The sequence below is a fragment of the Streptomyces sp. NPDC002793 genome, from assembly GCF_040295485.1.
Lineage (GTDB): Bacteria > Actinomycetota > Actinomycetes > Streptomycetales > Streptomycetaceae > Streptomyces.
The window spans coordinates 14,879-32,017 of sequence record NZ_JBEOVL010000029.1; the positions used below are offsets into that span (position 1 = coordinate 14,879).

Annotated in this window: 13 protein-coding genes and 1 riboswitch; of the genes, 3 read left to right on the forward strand and 10 right to left on the reverse strand. The window is 71.6% G+C overall.

Annotated features, from left to right (window positions below; genetic code table 11):
- Positions 1–202: 202 nt before the first annotated feature.
- The gene (locus tag ABT001_RS25040; RefSeq protein ID WP_351281520.1) at positions 203–979 is read left to right on the forward strand and encodes a VOC family protein; all 777 of its coding nucleotides are present in this window, start codon (positions 203–205) and stop codon (positions 977–979) included.
- Positions 980–1,172: 193 nt separating this feature from the next.
- On the opposite strand, the gene ABT001_RS25045 is transcribed toward ABT001_RS25040, so the two are convergent.
- The 5 genes from ABT001_RS25045 to ABT001_RS25065 form a co-directional block, all read right to left on the reverse strand.
- Positions 1,173–2,153, reverse strand: coding sequence for a carbohydrate kinase family protein (locus ABT001_RS25045; RefSeq protein WP_351281523.1), 981 nt, complete (start codon positions 2,151–2,153; stop codon positions 1,173–1,175).
- Between the two features lie 285 nt (positions 2,154–2,438).
- Positions 2,439–3,089 (reverse strand): thymidine kinase, encoded by a 651-nt coding sequence (locus ABT001_RS25050; protein ID WP_351281526.1) that lies wholly within the window; start codon positions 3,087–3,089, stop codon positions 2,439–2,441.
- Between the two features lie 46 nt (positions 3,090–3,135).
- A complete protein-coding gene (locus tag ABT001_RS25055; protein WP_351281528.1) occupies positions 3,136–4,323 on the reverse strand; it encodes an alkaline phosphatase family protein in 1,188 nt (395 codons plus the stop codon).
- Positions 4,323–4,919 (reverse strand): DUF5998 family protein, encoded by a 597-nt coding sequence (locus ABT001_RS25060; RefSeq protein ID WP_351281530.1) that lies wholly within the window; start codon positions 4,917–4,919, stop codon positions 4,323–4,325. Before ABT001_RS25060 ends, ABT001_RS25055 begins: the two co-directional genes overlap by 1 nt.
- A gap of 62 nt (positions 4,920–4,981) precedes the next feature.
- Positions 4,982–7,852, reverse strand: a complete 2,871-nt coding sequence (locus ABT001_RS25065; RefSeq protein ID WP_351281533.1) for a bifunctional acetate--CoA ligase family protein/GNAT family N-acetyltransferase — start codon at positions 7,850–7,852, stop codon at positions 4,982–4,984.
- A gap of 161 nt (positions 7,853–8,013) precedes the next feature.
- Here ABT001_RS25065 and ABT001_RS25070 point away from each other — a divergent pair, with 161 nt between their 5' ends.
- Positions 8,014–8,295 carry an HPr family phosphocarrier protein gene (locus ABT001_RS25070; RefSeq protein WP_012378711.1) on the forward strand — a complete coding sequence of 94 codons (282 nt, stop codon included), beginning with the start codon at positions 8,014–8,016 and terminating at the stop codon, positions 8,293–8,295.
- Positions 8,296–8,467: 172 nt separating this feature from the next.
- On the opposite strand, the gene ABT001_RS25075 is transcribed toward ABT001_RS25070, so the two are convergent.
- The 4 genes from ABT001_RS25075 to ABT001_RS25090 all read right to left on the reverse strand — a co-directional run bounded on the left by ABT001_RS25075 (position 8,468) and on the right by ABT001_RS25090 (position 13,347).
- Positions 8,468–9,163 carry a GntR family transcriptional regulator gene (locus tag ABT001_RS25075; RefSeq protein ID WP_351281536.1) on the reverse strand — a complete coding sequence of 232 codons (696 nt, stop codon included), beginning with the start codon at positions 9,161–9,163 and terminating at the stop codon, positions 8,468–8,470.
- 232 nt (positions 9,164–9,395) lie between these two features.
- Positions 9,396–10,196 carry a M23 family metallopeptidase gene (locus ABT001_RS25080; RefSeq protein ID WP_351281539.1) on the reverse strand — a complete coding sequence of 267 codons (801 nt, stop codon included), beginning with the start codon at positions 10,194–10,196 and terminating at the stop codon, positions 9,396–9,398.
- Positions 10,197–10,209: 13 nt separating this feature from the next.
- Positions 10,210–10,378, reverse strand: a riboswitch (cyclic di-AMP (ydaO/yuaA leader).
- 192 nt (positions 10,379–10,570) lie between these two features.
- Positions 10,571–11,953, reverse strand: a complete 1,383-nt coding sequence (locus ABT001_RS25085; protein WP_351281671.1) for a M16 family metallopeptidase — start codon at positions 11,951–11,953, stop codon at positions 10,571–10,573.
- A 26-nt stretch (positions 11,954–11,979) separates the two neighbouring features.
- Positions 11,980–13,347: a M16 family metallopeptidase gene (locus ABT001_RS25090; protein ID WP_351281542.1), complete on the reverse strand. Its 1,368-nt coding sequence runs from the start codon at positions 13,345–13,347 to the stop codon at positions 11,980–11,982.
- Positions 13,348–13,595: 248 nt separating this feature from the next.
- Here ABT001_RS25090 and ABT001_RS25095 point away from each other — a divergent pair, with 248 nt between their 5' ends.
- Complete coding sequence (locus tag ABT001_RS25095) at positions 13,596–16,046, forward strand: DNA gyrase/topoisomerase IV subunit A (RefSeq protein WP_351281544.1); 2,451 nt, start codon at positions 13,596–13,598, stop codon at positions 16,044–16,046.
- Positions 16,047–16,071: 25 nt separating this feature from the next.
- Here ABT001_RS25095 and ABT001_RS25100 read toward each other — a convergent pair whose 3' ends face one another.
- Positions 16,072–17,136 carry a CobW family GTP-binding protein gene (locus ABT001_RS25100; protein ID WP_351281547.1) on the reverse strand — a complete coding sequence of 355 codons (1,065 nt, stop codon included), beginning with the start codon at positions 17,134–17,136 and terminating at the stop codon, positions 16,072–16,074.
- Positions 17,137–17,139: the final 3 nt, after the last annotated feature.

The window sequence follows — 17,139 nt, forward strand, 5'->3', positions numbered from 1 at the left end:
GCCGTGCGCCGCAGAGGACGTACCGCAGCAAATCGGGCTTCGAAGTGAGTGGAAGCCGCGAAGCGCGGCGGGCCGGGGTGCCTTGGAGCCCCAGTGGTGCGAGCATCTGCACGGAGCGTGCGCGCCCGCATCCGTACCGCTGGACGCCGTGCCGGCTCGTCCCCCGTACGGCCACCCCGATGGTACGAGGAGAGAGAAGAAGATGACCGAGGCTGCCACCCGGCGCATGCCCGGAGCACCGTGCTGGGTGAGTCTGATCGTGCACGGACTGACCGCGACCCAGGAGTTCTACAACAGGCTGTTCGGCTGGGAGTTCCGCGCCGGCCCCGAACAGCTGGGTCCGTACGTCAGGGCGATGCTGTGCGGCAAGGAGGTCGCGGGCATCGGACAGCTGCCGCCGGACCAGCACCTCCCGATCGCCTGGACCACCTACTTCGCCACGGAGGACGCGGACGTGACGGCGGAGTCGATCCGCTCCTGCGGAGGGACGGTGGCCGTCGGCCCCCTCGACGCGGGGGACGCGGGCCGTCTCCTGATCGCGTCCGACCCGAACGGCGCCGTCTTCGGTGTCTGGCAGGCCGCCGAACACCTCGGCACCGCCCTGGCGGGCACACCGGGCACCCCGGTGTGGAACGAGCTGGTGACCCGGGAGACCGCGTCCGTCGCCAAGTTCTACCAGGCCGTCTTCGGATTCGGGACCGAGGCGGTCGTCTCGGCCGACTTCGACTACCAGACGCTGCATGTCCAGGACCACCCGGTGGCCGCCCTGCACGGCGTGGGGCACGCACTGCCGCGCGACCGGGGCCCCCACTGGATGACCTACTTCCAGGTCGCCGACACCGACGAGGCGGCCGCACGCGTGGTGGAGCTCGGCGGGCACGTGCTGCGGCCACCGAGGGAGGCCTCCAGCGGCAGACTGGCCACGGTGGCGGACCCGGAGGGCGCGGTGTTCACAATCGTCAGGCCGCCCGGCAGCTGACCTCCGCCCGGACGGTCACAGCACGACGAACGGCGCTGCCCGTACAGCGGTTGACGTGCCCGTCGGCTGCCGCCACGACCGGCCGACGTGGTACGCCGGATCGGCCGGCCCGGCCCGAGGGCTCGGCGCCTGACGACGCCGCACACCCGACATCGTTCAGGTCCGAGCCCGCCCCCACCCTCCGGCCGGGAGATCAGCCGGAGCGCTCCACGCCGCCCCGGCCCGAACGCAGATCTGCCGCGTACGGCGGATTGGGACCGGCGACCTCACAGGTGCGTGCGGCGACGGATGCCGCGAACTCCAGTGCGGACCACAGCTGTTCATCGCGCAGGCCGTCCAGCCTGCCGCCCAGCAGGCCGTCCGTGGCCAGCCGGTGCAGAAGTCCCGCGGTGAAGGAGTCACCCGCGCCGACGGTGTCCACCACCTTCACCTCGGGCACGGGGACGTGCAGGCGTCCGGTGGCGGAGTACCCCAGGGCGCCCTGGGCACCGCACGTGATGACGACGAGCCCGGCACCGTGGTCCATCAGCCGTCGGGCGGCCTCGTCCGGGCCGGCTCCCGGCATCAGCAGCTCGGCGTCCTCACTGCTCAGCCGGAGGATGTCGGCGAGCCGGCACCAGTCCGGAAGTCGTTCGCGGACCTCGTCGAGATCGACCAGCGACGGTCGTACGTTCGGATCGATGCAGATCGTCGACGTCTCACGTGCCCGTGTCAGAGCCTCCTCGATCAGTGGGCCGCCCGGCGGCAGGGCAAGGGCCAGGCTTCCGGAATGGACGCACGCGGGGGTGGTGCCCCCACCCAGTGCCGCAGCCAGTTCCTGGCGGGTCCACCGCCAGTCGGCGGTGCCCTCGGCGTAGAAGTCGTAGGCGGCGCTGCCGGTGGAGTCGAGCTGAGCGATGGCCAGGGTGGCCGGCGCGGTGGTGGTGACGGCACCGCTCAGATCCACGCCCGAGGCGGTGAGGCGACGCCGCATCAGTGAGCCCAGCGGACCGGCCGACAGCCTGCCGAGGAAGCGGGCGGGGGTACCGAGGCGGGCCAGCGCGACAGCGGTGTTGGCCGGTCCGCCCCCGGCGTGCACGGTCAGCGTGGCGCTGTCGTCGCCGTCCGAGGTCACGAAGGCGTCTGCGACGCTCTCCCCGACAACGGTGATCGGGGGTGCTGGTGTGGTGGTCATCCGGGGCCTCGCGGTGTCGGGGCGGTCGCTGGGGGGCGGACGTGGCTGGTGTCCGGCCACGTCGCAATTGTCGCGGAACGCGGTCAGCGGGCGGGTTCGACATGGGTCTTTCGCCCGCGTCCGGAGCGGCCCTCGGTGCGAGCGGGCAGAGCCGGAGCTCGTGGGCCCAGCTGCCTGGTGACAACCGGTGCCGTCACCGACAGCGGGCACGGACAGCCCGCGAGCGAACCGGGACCGCCGACGGCCCGGATCGCATCCGGTCGCACAGCGTGGGTACGACGCCCTTCAGTCGGCGGTCACCGGCAGGACGTCCGGCGACAGCGCGCCGGCGCGGACGGAGCCGCTCGTCATGCGACGGCGGTGGTGACGGCGGCAGAGGACCTCGTAACCGATGTCCGCGGCCGGCCGGTCGACGTCGCCGACGACGACCTGTTCCCCCTCGACCACCATCACCCCACCGATCGTCCGGGCGTTGTGCGTGGCACGGGCACCGCACCAGCACATGGCCTCGACCTGGAGTGTCTCCACCCGGTCCGCCAGCTCGATCAGCCGCTGCGAGCCGGGGAAGAGTCTGGTGCGGAAGTCCGTGGTGATACCGAAGGCGAACACGTCGAGTTCGAGGTCGTCGACGACACGGGCCAACTGGTCGATCTGCTCCGGGGCGAGGAACTGCGCTTCGTCCACGATCACGTGGTCGACCTTGTCGCCCCTCGACATCAGGCCCACGAGGTAACCGAAGAGGTCCATCCCCGGGACGGCCTCGACCGCCTCGGTCACCAGGCCCAGCCGCGACGACAGCTTCCCCTCCCCCGCCCGGTCGTCCCGGGTGAAGATCACTCCCCGCAGACCTCGTGCCGACCGGTTGTGTCCGATCTGCAGTGCCAGGGTGCTCTTTCCGCAATCCATCGTTCCGGAGAAGAACACGAGTTCGGGCATGAGAAGTCGAGCGCCTTTCGGTGTGCGGTACAGGGAGGACGGAGGGCTACGAGCGTACTTCGAGGAGCGGGACCAGCTGTTCCACGGGGGTCAGCGATCCGTGCATCCCCACCATCGCGGACTCGTGGGGCTCCTTGGCCGAAGCGGTGATCACCACGTCGTCGTGCGCGGCGGCCACCACGTCACCGATCCTGCCGTACACCCGCTCGTCGATCCGAGGACCGAACCAGCCCGCCGCGATGGCCTCGTCCCGGCTCGCCACCCAGAACTGCTCCCCGAGCACCTCGCGCCAGACGGTCAGCACGTCCGCCTGGGCTCCCGGGACCGCGTACACATGGCGGGCACGGCCCTCGCCGCCGAGCAGGGCGACTCCGGCACTCAGCTCCCAGTCCTCGTCGAAGTCGATCCTGGACTGCTCGTCGAAGGGGATGTCGATCATGCCGTGGTCGGCGGTGATGTACAGCGCCGACCGGGGCGGCAACTGTTCGGCGAGGCGCCGGGCGAGCCCGTCGACGTACATCAACTGACCACGCCAGGCGTCGGAGTCCACGCCGTGGCGGTGTCCCTGGCCGTCGACCTCGCTGTAGTACGTGTAGACGAGGGACCTGTCACCGGCTGCGAGCCGCTCGGCTGCGAGGTCCATCCGGTCCTCACCGGTGAGCCGGCCGAGGAAGGAACCTCCGCTGAGCGCCACCTTGGTGAGGGGGGTCTGCTCGAAGTCGGGGGCGGAGACCTGGGCCGTACGGACGCCGGCGGCGTCGGCGAGCATGAAGACGGTGGGGTACGGCTGCCACGCCTTGAGGGCCGTCCACGGCTTCCAGCGGAGCTGGTTCATCAGGGCGCCCGTCTCCGGGTTGCGCACCGTGTAGCCGGGGAGCCCGTGCTCGCCCGGAGGGAGGCCCGTGCCGACCGAGGCGAGCGAGGTCGCGGTGGTGGACGGGAAGCCCGACGTGAGCGGCCGGCCGGTACCACCGCGGGAGGTGGGGAGCAGCGAGTGCAGGAAGGGCGCCTCGTCCGGGTGTGCCTTGATCTGCTCCCAGCCGAGGCCGTCGATCAGGAAGACGCAGTTCCGGTCCGCGGGGGTGAGCTCGGGGATCGTCGCCTCGAAGCCGGGTACCCCCTGGCCCGCGACGAGCGTCGGCAGCAGGTCGGCGAGCGAGCCGGTGCCGTATTCGGGGACGGGCGCGGTCCCGGGGTCGAGCAGAACGGGGTCCTGCCAGGCGGGCTGGACCATCAGCGGGCGGTCGCCGCGGCCGTGGCCGTGGCCTCGGAGAGCGACTGGGCGAAGGCGAGGGTCTGGCGCACCGCGTCGGGGCCGTCCCCGGCCTCGCTGACGCGCAGGCTCAGGTCGTCGGCGGTGGAGCTGCCCGTGTAGCCGTGGTCGGCCTCGCAGTTGGGGTCGCCACAGGCCGCGGGCTCCAGGTCGATGCGGGAGACGGCGCCCCAGCCGATGGTCAGGACGACCTCGCGGGGCAGCGTGCCGGGCACGTACTTCTCGGGGTTGGCCACCACGCGGCTGACCACGACGGACGAGATCCGGTCGAGTTTGACCGACTCGGTGGACGTCGTGGCGTACGGCGTCGGGGAGCTCGTGTCGGCGGCCTGCTCGTCGGTGTGGCTGACGATGAAGCGCGTGTCCGTCAGGACGAGGACCGTGACATGGCGGCGGACCTCGTTGGAGTCGAAGGTGGTCTCCTGGTGCACCAGGTACGAAGCGACCGGCTCCCCGCCGACGGCGGCCTCCACCGCCTCGGCCACGAGGGCCGGGTAGTAGCCGCTGCGCTCGATAGCCGCGCGCAGCCCCTGGGTCGTCGTACCGGTCTTTGCCATGCCCACCATCCTACGGGGGACCGGTGACTGCCGGGGACGCCGTGCGCGGGTCCATGGGGCGGTCAGTAGCTGGGGAGCCGGCGAGGCCCGAGGTCGCTGCGGGCCGGTGGCGGAGCCAGTCGGACGCTCGCTCCCAGCACCGTCAGGCCCTGCGTGGCCACGACCACGGGTTCCAGGGTGACCGAGACCACCTCGGGGTGGTCGTCGACCAGCCGGGACACCCGCAGGAGGAGCTCCTCGAGCGCCGCGGTGTCCGCCGGCGCGGAACCGCGCCAGCCGAACAGCACCGGAGCCGCCCTGATGGAACGGATCAGCTCCGCGGCGTCGCGGTCGGTGGCGGGCACGAGGCGGTGTGCCGTGTCACCCAGCAGTTCGGAGGGCGCGCCGGCCAGGCCGAAGGAGAGAACGGCACCGGCGGCCGCGTCGATGGACGCCCTGACGACGGTGTCGACACCTCTGGGTGCCATGGCCTGGACGACGGGCCGGAGTTCGGCGGGCGTGCCGAGCAGTTCGGTCAGTTCGTCGTACGCGCGGCGCAGGGCGTCCTCGTCGGTGAGGTCGAGCCGGACACCGCCGAGGTCCGCGCGGTGCCGGAGGTGGGGTGCGGTGGTCTTGAGGGCCACCGGGTAGCCGAGGTGCGCGGCGGCGGCGACCGCGGCAGCCGGGTCGGCGGCGGGGAGCGCGGGCCGCACGGAGACTCCGTAGCGGGAGAGCAGCTCACGGGCCTCGTCGTGGGTGAGCGGGCGGCCGCGCGGATCGGGGCTCGGGCCGAGCAGTGTCTCGATCAGTCCGGCGGTGCCGTGCTCGTCGATGGTGTCGTCCAGGAATTCGGGCACCTTGCCGGGGGTGGCCGCCTGGCGCCGCCACTGGGCGTACTTCACCGCCTCGGCGAGCGCGCGGACGGCTCGCTCCGCTGCGGGATAGGCGGGGATGCGGCCGGCGGAGCGGGCGGGGTGCCCCGTGGCGTCCGGCCCGTCGGCGGACGGGCCCGGGGCGGGCTGCCGGGAGGACGGCTCCACGACAGCCGCGTCGGCGGCGGGCCGGGGTGCGGGCGGGGTGGCCGTGCCCGCCGCGGCGGCGAGGGCCTGAGCCAGGCCACCCATCTCCACGTGTACCACCGCCACCGGCTTCGGGGGGCCGGTGGCCGCCGCCTCGCGCAGCGCGGCCGCCAGGACCTCGCCGTCGCCGGTCTCGGCCTTTCCGTCCTCGCCCACCCAGGGGATCGCGGTCACGATCACGGCGTCGCACGTCCGGTCGGCGAGGGCCTCGGCCAGCGCGTACCGGAAGTCCTGCGGGCTCGCACCGGTGGTGAGGTCGCGGGGCGGGCGGGGACGCAGCCCCTCCGCCAGGCAGGCGTCGTAGGTGAGGAGGCCGAGCGACTCCGAGTTGCCCAGGATCGCCACCCGGGGCCCGTCCGGCAGGGGTTGTCCGGCGAGGAGCAGGCCGACGTCGACCATCTCCGTGACGGTGTCGACGCGGATCACGCCCGCCTGGCGCATCAGGGCGGACACCGTCGCGTCCGGGATGCGGCTGACCGGCACGGTGTGGCCGGGCGGATTGGTTCCGCTGTGCCGGGCGCCCTTCACCACGACCACGGGTTTCACGGCGGCCGTCCGGCGCGCCAGCCGAGTGAACTTGCGCGGGTTGCCGAGTGATTCGAGGTACAGCAGGGCGACGTCGGTGTCCTGGTCCTCGAACCAGTACTGCAGGAAGTCGTTGCCGGAGACATCGGCCCGGTTGCCCGCCGAGATGAACGCCGAGAGCCCGGCGCCCCTGCGGTGGAGGCCGGAGAGCAGTGCGATCCCGATGGCGCCTGACTGGGTGAAGAGGCCGATGCGCCCGGCCTGGGGGGACTCGGGGGCGAGGGAGGCGTTCAGACGGACCGCTTCGGAGGTGTTGATGATGCCGAAGGCGTTCGGGCCGATGATCCGCATGCCGTACGAGCGTGCCTGCCGGACCAGCTCCCGCTGCCGCTCCCGGCCTTCGGTACCCCGCTCCGCGTATCCGGCGGAGAGGACGACGAGGCCCTGCACACCGTGTTCGCCGCAGTCCGCGACGGCCTCGGGCACCCGCTCGGCGGGCACGGCGACGACCGCGAGATCGACCTGCTCGCCGATCTCACCCACCGTGCGGTGCGCGGGCACCCCGTCGACCGTGCCCGGTCCGGCGGCGAAGGAGGTGTTCACCGCGTACGTACGTCCGGTGAAGCCTGAACCGAGGAGGTTGCGCAGCACCGTCCGGCCCACGCCCCCGGGCTCGCGGCCGACGCCGATGACCGCGACGGCCCCTGGGGCCAGCAGGCGCTGCACGGAGCGCGCTTCGGCCCGCTGCTCACGGCCGCGCTGGACGGCGAGCGACTCGGCCGTGGGTTCCAGTTCGAGGGTGAGGTGGACGGAGCCGTCCTCGAAGCTGCGCTGCTGGGTGAAGCCGGCGTCCCGGAACACCTTGATCATCTTGTTGTTGGCGGGCAGCACCTCGGCGGCGAAGCGGCGGATGCCCCGCTCCATGGCCACCGCCGCGATGTGTTCGAGGAGTGCGGACGCCACACCGCGCCCCTGGTGGGCGTCCTGGACGAGGAAGGCGACCTCGGCCTCGTCCGCGGGGGCCGAGGCGGGCCTGCCCTGCTCGTCGATCCGGTCGAAGCGGACGGTGGCGATGAACTCGCCGCCGATCGTGACGGCCAGCCCCACCCGGTCGACGTAGTCGTGATGGGTGAAGCGGTGCACGTCCCGGGCGGAGAGGCGCGGGTACGGGGCGAAGAAGCGATAGTACTTCGACTCGTCGGACACCTGCTCGTAGAAGCTGACCAGCCGCTCGGCGTCGTCCGTGGTGATGGGCCTGATGCGCGCGGTGCCACCGTCGCGGAGCACCACGTCCGCCTCCCAGTGGTCGGGGTACGCGTGATGCGGACTCTGCTCCGGAGTGGGCTCCATGGGCAAAGCCTACGACCCGTCGCACCGGTCGCGGCGGGGTGGCGGCGCGGGCACGCTTGGGGCCTGTATCGCGTTGTGCCCGGTGGCGATGCCTGGCGCGGCAGTGCGCCCTGCATGAGAGACTGGTCTAGACAACCCATTGTTACGTGAAGGGCAGAACCATGGCTGAGCGCCGCGTCAACGTCGGTTGGGCCGAGGGCCTGCACGCCCGCCCCGCTTCCATCTTCGTCCGTGCCGCGACGGCCTCCGGCGTCCCGGTGACGATCGCCAAGGCTGACGGCAACCCGGTGAACGCCGCGTCCATGCTCGCGGTGCTCGGTCTGGGCGCCCAGGGCGGCGAGGAGATCGTGCTCGCGTCCGAGGCGGACGACGCCGAGGCCGCCCTGGACCGCCTGGCGAAGCTGGTCGCCGAAGGGCTCGAGGAGCTTCCGGAGACCGTCTGATTCCGGGCGTCCCGAACTGGAATCATTTCCACGGAAAAGCCGCGGCACCCCCACGGGGAGCCGCGGCTTTTCACGTTTTCCGAACGAGGTCGGGGCTGAGCCCGGAAAACGAAATCAGGGCAGCACAAAGAAAGCCCCTCAATAATTATCCTCTTTGTATACGGTGCAATTGTTAATGGCGGACTCCCGCGATGTTTACGGGGTGTTGCGAAGTCCTCACCCGCGCCGGGCGCCCCGGCGGGTCCGTGCGCCGCAGCCGGTGGGCCGCGGTGGCCCGCTCGGCGTGCTGGGTGGCGAGCGCCCTGGCCCGCTCCGCGTCACGGCGCGCCACGGCGTCGACGAGAGCACCGTGCTCGGCCCAGAAGTCCGCGGGGCGGGCCGGCTGCTCGACGGCGTACATCCAGGCGATCTTGTGCCGGAGCTGGGTGAGCAGCGCTATCAGCGCGGGGCTGCCGGAGGCCTGTGCCAGCGTCTCGTGGAACCAGCCGCCCAGGGAGCGCAGATCCTCCCCCTCGCCCCTGCGCACCCGCTCCTGCCCCAGCCTGACCAGGCCTCGGAGCACTTTGAGGTGCGCCTCGGTGCGGCGCTGCGCGGCGCGGGCCGCCCCGAGTGGTTCCAGGAGCATCCGGATCTCCAGGAGGTCGGCGGCCTCCTGCTCCGTGGGCTCGGCGACGCAGGCACCGGCATGCCTGCGGGTGACGACGAACCCCTCGGATTCCAGGGTGCGCAACGCCTCGCGCACGGGGACGCGGGAGACGCCGTAGCGACGCGCGAGCACCTCTTCGGTGAGGCGGCTGCCGCGCTCGAAGACACCGGAGACGATGTCGTCACGGATTGCCGTGCATACCGAATGCGCGGGAATGCGCATGTCCGAACCTCCGCCTTAATCCCCGCGGAACGCGGCCGATCGACGCCTGTTCCGTGACTCTATTGCAACCGGCCACAATTTCCGATGGCGGGGTGGAATCCATGGATATCTTTTGGCCAAAAAGCACTTCCACGAGCCTTCCGCGACCCCTTCCGCGACCTCTTCCGGGACATGACGCAGGCCCCGGCGGATGCCGGGGCCTGCGTCGTGGGCGGTGTCGTGCGGCGTGCGGTCAGACCTGGACGCCGTGGGCACGGAGGTAGGCGACGGGGTCCATGTCCGAGCCGTACTCGGGGGTGGTCCGGGCCTCGAAGTGCAGGTGCGGTCCGGTGGAGTTGCCGGTCGAGCCGGACACACCGATCCGCTCACCCGAGCCGACGCTCTGGCCGACGGACACACCGATCGAGGAGAGGTGGCCGTACTGGGTGTACGTGCCGTCGTTCATGCGCAGCACGATGTTGTTGCCGTACGCGCCGCCCCAGCCCGCCTCGACGACCGTACCGGCGCCGACGGCGACGACGGAGGTGCCGGACGCCGCCTGGAAGTCCACGCCGGAGTGGCTTCCGGAGGACCAGAGCGCGCCGCCGGACTGATATCCGGTGGTCACGTGCGATCCGGCGACCGGGAGGTGGAAGGAGTTCAGCCGGGCCCGCTCGGCGGCGCGCGCCGCGCGCGCCTCGGCCTCGCGCGCCTCCGCGGCGCGGGCTTCGGCCTTGCGCTCGGCCTCCGCCTTCGCCTCGGCCTTTGCCTTGGCTTCCGCCTCGGCCTTCGCCTTCGCCTCGGCCGCGAGGTCGGCCTGGTGCTTCTGGGCCTTCGCCTGGGCGTCGATCTGGGCGGCGAGGGTGGTGTCGAGGGCGACGGTCTGGGTCAGGCCGGTGGCGGTGACGGCCTCGGAGTCCGCGGCGAGGGCCGGGGAGGCCGTGGTGCCGATGACACCGGCGGTGGCCAGGGCCGCGATGCCGGCGACCTCGGCGCTCTTGCGCGTCAGGCGGCTCGGGGCACGGTGCTTCCCGGTGGCACGGATGAACGCCATGGAGGGGCTGGTCCTTTCCTTCCTTCTCGCCTACCGGGTTAGCTGACGGGTTCGGAGCAGGAAGGTCTCCTACGGGCCCCCACACCTCGGACGAGGTGACAGGGATCCGATTCACCCCAGGGACTTCGTGGGTCCCCGGCTCCCCAGGCTCGCGCCTGACGGGGACTCGGCGATGGCTGCCCGGCGCCGCGGATGCGGCATTCGTCTGGCGGACAGCCGGGCCGACGCTAGGTCGGGGCCCTTCACGGCACCAAACAGAAAGGGCCTTTTGTCGCACATCCCACAGGATTAATAGGCATTTTCTTTACGAAACGGACACATGGCAGAACCCTGGCGCCCGGTGCACGCGCCAGGGTCCGTCATGTCCCGTTCCGTCAGCCGGTGACGACCGACACCTCGCCGATCCCCAGGGCCTTCACGGGCTCCGCGATCTGCGCGGCGTCCCCGACCAGGACGGTGACCAGCCGGTCGACCGGGAAGGCGTTGACCACGGCAGCGGTCGCCTCGACCGTGCCGGTCGCGGCCAGCCGGGCGTACAGCTGGGCCTGGTAGTCGTCCGGCAGGTGCTGCTCCACCTGGTCGGCCAGGGTGCCCGCGACGGAGGCCGCCGTCTCGTACTTCAGCGGGGCCACACCCACGAGGTTCTGCACGGCGGTCTCGCGTTCGGCGTCGGTGAGCCCCTCGGCCGCCAGGGTCCGCAGGACCTTCCACAGGTCGTCGAGCGCGGGGCCGGTGGACTCCGTGTCGACGGAGCCGCTGATGGCGAGCATCGCGGCGCCGGTCGCCCCGGAGGCGGACCCGGGTGCCGTCGAGCGCAGCACCTGCCCGAAGGCCCGGACGCCGTAGGTGTAGCCCTTCTCCTCGCGCAGCACACGGTCGAGCCGCGAGGTGAGGGTGCCTCCCAGGCAGTACGTGCCGAGGACCTGGGCCGGCCACACACTGTCGTGCCGGTCCGCTCCGATCCGGCCGATCAGCAGCTGGGTCTGCACGGCTCCGGGACGGTCGACGATGACCACACGGCCGGTGTCGTCCGCGGTGATCGGGGGCACCGGCCGGGCCTGGCCGGCGTTGCCCGACCAGTCCCCGACGGTGTCGGAGAGCAGCGCGTCCAGGTCCACCTCGGTGAGGTCGCCGACGACGACCGCCGTCGCGGTGGAGGGGCGGACATGGGCGTCGTAGAAGGCGCGTACGGCGGCGGCGTCGATCCGCCGGACCGTCTCCTCGGTGCCCTGGCGCGGGCGCGACATCCGCGCCGTGGCGGGGAAGAGCTCCTTGGAGAGCTGCTTGGCGGCCCGGCGGGCCGGGTTGGCCTGCTCGTGCGGGATCTCGTCGAGGCGGTTGCCCACCAGGCGTTCGATCTCGCTCTCCGCGAAGGCCGGGGCGCGCAGTGCCTCGGCGACCAGACCGAGGGCCTTGGCCAGCCGGGAGACCGGGACCTCCAGGGAGACTCGCAGACCCGGGTGGTCCGCGTGCGCGTCCAGCGTGGCGCCGCACCGCTCCAGCTCGGCGGCGAACTCCTCCGCCGAGTGCTTGTCCGTACCCTCGGACAGGGCGCGCGCCATGATCGTGGCCACACCGTCCAGGCCCTCGGGCTCGGCGTCCAGCGGGGCGTCGAGGAAGATCTCCACGGCGACGACCTGCTGGCCGGGGCGGTGACAGCGCAGCACGGTCAGCCCGTTGGGCAGGGCGCCGCGTTCGGGCGCGGGAAAGGCCCAGGGCCGGGCCTCACCGGCGGTCGGCTGCGGGTGGTACTCCATCGCTACTCCAGTCACGGCGGCGTCGGTCACTTGTCGGCCCCCTCGTGCGCGTCGGTCTCGTGCGCGTCGGTGCCGTCCGTCTCGTCGGCCGGTTCGAGCGGCTCGTAGACCAGGACCGCACGGTTGTCGGGACGCAGATGCGCCCTTGCGGCGGCCTTGACCTCGTCGGCCGTCACGTCGAGCACCCGGCCCACCGCGGTCAGTGCGAGCTGCGGGTCGCCGAACAGGACGGCGTACCGGCACAGTTCGTCCGCGCGGCCGGCGACCGTGCCGAGCCGGTCCAGCCACTCACGCTCCAGCTGGGCCTGGGCGCGCTCCATCTCCTCGGGCGTGGGGCCCTCCTCGGCGAAGCGGGCGAGCTCCTCGTCGACGGCCTCCTCGATCCGGGGCACCTCGACGCCGCCGGACGTCTTGACGTCCAGCCAGCCGAGCGAGGGAGCGCCGGCCAGCCTGAGCAGACCGAATCCGGCGGCGACCGCCGTACGGTCGCGGCGGACCAGGCGGTTGTGCAGGCGGGAGGACTCGCCGCCGCCGAGCACGGTCAGCGCGAGGTCCGCGGCGTCGCACTCGCGCGTGCCGTCGTGCGGCAGCCGGTAGGCGGCCATCAGCGCACGCGCGGGGACCTCCTCCTCGACCACTTCGCGCAGCTGTTCGCCGATGACGGCGGGCAGCGAGCCGTCGCGCGGGGGCTGCTTGCCGTCGTGGGAGGGGATGGAGCCGAAGTACTTCTCGACCCACGCGAGCGTCTGCTCCGGGTCGATGTCCCCGACCACCGAGAGCACCGCGTTGTTCGGCGCGTAGTACGTCCGGAAGAACGCCTGCGCGTCCTCCAGGGTCGCCGCGTCCAGGTCGGCCATCGAACCGATCGGCGTGTGGTGGTAGGGGTGGCCCTCCGGGTAGGCGAGGGCGGTGAGCTTCTCGAACGCGGTGCCGTACGGGACGTTGTCGTAGCGCTGGCGGCGCTCGTTCTTGACGACGTCGCGCTGGTTCTCCATGGACTCCTCGTCGAGCGCGGCGAGCAGCGAGCCCATCCGGTCGGCCTCGAGCCACAGGGCCAGCTCCAGCTGGTGCGTGGGCATCGTCTCGAAGTAGTTGGTGCGCTCGAAGCTGGTGGTGCCGTTGAGGGAGCCGCCCGCCCCCTGCACCAGCTCGAAGTGCCCGTTCCCCTTGACCTGGCCCGAACCCTGGAACATCAGGTGCTCGAAGAGGTGAGCCAGGCCTGTGCGTCCCTTGACCTCGTGCCGGGAGCCGACGTCGTACCAGAGGCAGACCGCGGCGACGGGGGTCAGATGGTCCTCGGAGAGCACCACGCGCAGGCCGTTGGCCAGACGGTGCTCGGTCGCCGTCAAGCCGCCGGAGCCGGCCTGGGCTGTGGCCGTGTGACCCATGGGCATGTACGTCCCTTCGATCGGTACAGGGTTTCCTGCCGGACCTGCCACTCTAAGACCAAGCGCACGGGCACCTGGCGAAGTTCCCGTCGGGTGAATGTTGTCGTAGATGCTGCCGTAAACAGGGGCTCTGGGGAGGCCCCGGGGGCCGTTTCGGACGGGTCGAGGTCGGCGTCGTCAGTGCGGCGGTCCACAATGGTCGGCGTCAGAACCTGAGGTTGCCCGACAGAATCTGTGAAGGAGTCGCAGCCGCGATGGCCCGCCGCAGCACGAAAACCCCGCCGCCGGACGACTTCGAGGAGAAGATCCTCGACATCGACGTCGTCGACGAAATGCAGGGCTCCTTCCTCGAGTACGCGTACTCGGTGATCTACTCCAGGGCGCTGCCCGATGCCCGCGACGGCATGAAGCCCGTGCACCGCCGCATCGTGTCCCAGATGAACGAGATGGGACTGCGCCCCGACCGCGGCTACGTGAAGTGCGCCCGCGTCGTGGGCGAGGTGATGGGCAAACTGCACCCGCACGGTGACGCGTCGATCTATGACGCACTGGTGCGCATGGCACAGCCGTTCTCGATGCGCCTGCCCCTCGTCGACGGGCACGGCAACTTCGGTTCGCTGGGCAACGACGACCCGCCGGCCGCCATGCGGTACACCGAGTGCCGGATGGCCGACGCCACGACCCTGATGACGGAGTCGATCGACGAGGACACCGTCGACTACCAGTCCAACTACGACGGCCAGGAGCGGGAGCCGGTCGTCCTCCCGGCGGCGTACCCGAACCTCCTGGTCAACGGCGCTTCCGGGATCGCGGTCGGCATGGCGACCAACATGCCCCCGCACAACCTCGGCGAGGTCATCGCCGCCGCCCGCCACCTGATCCGGCACCCGGGCGCCGACCTCGAGACGCTGATGCGCTTCGTCCCGGGACCCGACCTGCCCACCGGTGGCAGGATCGTGGGTCTCGGCGGCATCAAGGACGCGTACGCCGCCGGGCGCGGCACGTTCAAGATCCGCGCCACGGTCGCCATAGAGAGCGTCACGGCCCGCCGTAAGGGTCTCGTCGTCACCGAACTGCCCTTCACCGTCGGGCCGGAGAAGGTGATCGCCAAGATCAAGGACCTCGTCGGCTCGAAGAAGCTGCAGGGCATCGCGGACGTCAAGGACCTCACGGACCGGGCGCACGGTCTGCGTCTGGTGATCGAGGTCAAGAACGGCTTCGTGCCGGAGGCCGTGCTGGAGCAGCTCTACAAGCTGACGCCGATGGAGGAGTCCTTCGGCATCAACAACGTGGCGCTGGTCGACGGACAGCCGCTCACCCTGGGGCTGAAGGAGCTCCTGGAGGTCTATCTCGACCACCGCTTCGACGTGGTGCGCCGGCGCAGCGAGTTCCGCAGGACCAAGCGCCGCAACCGGCTGCACCTGGTCGAGGGCCTCCTCGTGGCGCTGCTCGACATCGACGAGGTCATCCGTCTCATCCGGGACAGCGACAACTCGGCGCAGGCGAAGGAGCGCCTGATGGAGCGCTTCTCGCTGAGCGAGATCCAGACCCAGTACATCCTGGACACCCCGCTGCGCAGGCTCACCCGCTTCGACCGGATCGAGCTGGAGACCGAGCGCGACACGCTCGACGCGGAGATCGCCGAGCTGACCGCGATCCTGGAGTCGGACGCCGAACTGCGCAAGCTGGTCTCGTCCGAACTGGCAGCGGTGGCTAAGAAGTTCGGCACCGACCGGCGCACGGTGCTGCTGGAGTCGGCGGGTTCCCAGATCGCCTCGGTGCCGCTGGAGGTCGCCGACGACCCGTGCCAGGTGCTTCTGTCCTCGACCGGCCTGCTGGCCCGCACGGCCAACGCGGAGCCGGTCGCCCAGGCCGAGGACGCCCGGCGCACCAAGCACGACGCGATCGTCTCGGCCGTCGCCGCGACCGCACGCGGGGAAGTGGGCGCGGTGACGTCCGCGGGACGCCTGCTCCGGCTGTCGGTGATCGATCTCCCGCAGCTGCCGGACACCCACGCGGCTCCGAACCTGTCGGGCGGGGCCCAGATCTCGGAGTTCCTCAGCCTGGAGGCGGACGAGGAGCTGGTCTGCCTCACCACCCTGGACGAGGACGCGCCCGGCCTGGCCATCGGCACCCTGCAGGGGGTGGTGAAGCGTGTGGTGCCCGACTACCCGGCCAACAAGGACGAGTTGGAGGTCATCTCGCTGAAGGACGGTGACCGTGTCGTCGGCGCCACCCAACTGCGTACGGGCGAGGAGGACCTGGTCTTCATCACGTCCGACGCGCAGTTGCTGCGCTACCCGGCCGCGTCGGTGCGTCCCCAGGGACGCGCGGCGGGCGGTATGGCCGGCATCAAGCTCACCGAGGGCGCCGGTGTCCTCTCGTTCACCGCGGTGGATCCCTCGGCGGACGCCGCGGTGTTCACGATCGCCGGGTCGCACGGCACTCTGGACGACTCCGAGCGGACCTGGAAGCTCACCCCGTTCGATCAGTACCCGCGCAAGGGCAGGGCCACCGGCGGGGTGCGCTGCCAGCGCTTCCTCAAGGGGGAGGACGTCCTGGTGTTCGCCTGGGCGGGTGAGACCCCGGCGCGGGCGGCGCAGAAGAACGGCGCACCGGCCGAGCTGCCGGACCCCGATCCGCGCCGTGACGGTTCGGGGACACCGCTGACGAGTCCCGTCGCGGTGATCGCCGGGCCGCTGTAGGACACCGGCCGGACGGCGCGAGGGCTCAGGCCTCGTCGCCGTCCGGCTGCCGTACGTACCGCAGGACGCCCCACATGCTGCGTTCCAGCTCCTCGGTGGCGTCCTGCCAGGCGTCCTGGCAGGACTCCAGTTCCTTGTGCAGCGCCTCGGCGTCGATGCCGGAGCCGATCAGGACCAGTTGGGTCCGCCGCGGTTCGCCGGTGGCCCAGCGCTGCGGTACGAAGCGCAGGAACCTGCCGACGGCGTGCAGGGCGTACCGGTTACGGGGGTCACCCGCGCCGAAGTCGGTGAATCCCTTGATCCGGTAGAGGCCCGCGGGCCTGGAGTCGAGGAACGCCATGAAGCGGCGGGGGCTGAGCGGGACGTCGGCGGTGAACGAGACGCTCTCGTACGCCGCGTGCAGATGCTCCTCGTGCGTGCGGTCGGCCTCCGGGAGCAGGTCCTCGAAGGTCAGCTGGCGGAAGGCGCCGTCCTCGTCCGGCCGGAGCACGGGGTCGAACAGCACCTCCGGGTCGATCCTCCCGTACACGGCGCGGATGACCGCCGCTCCGCCGCCGGCGGTGTCCACCGCCTCCCGCACGGCCCGGAGATCCTCGTCCGCGACGCGGTCGGTCTTGTTCAGGACGATCAGGTCGGCGACGGCGAGGTGCCGGTCGATCTCCGGGTGGCGCTCCCGGGTGGCGGGGAACTCGGCCGCGTCGACGACCTCGACCAGTCCCCCGTACCGGATGTGCGGATTGTCGCTGGCCAGCAGCATCCGCACGAGTTCCTGGGGCTCGGCGAGACCGCTCGCCTCGATGACGATCACATCGAGCCGGGCGGCGGGCCCGGTCAGGGTCTCCAGATGGGTGTCGAGCTCGCTCGCGTCGACGGCACAGCACAGGCAGCCGTTGCCCAGCGAGACCGTGGAGCCGACCTGGCCCGCGACGGTCATGGCGTCGATCTCGATGGACCCGAAGTCGTTGACGACGACCCCGATCCGGTTGCCCGCCCTGTTGCGGAGCAGGTGGTTGAGCAGGGTCGTCTTGCCGGATCCGAGGAACCCCGCCAGGACGACGACCGGGATCTGCGGGGCGCGGGGCGGGGTCAACGG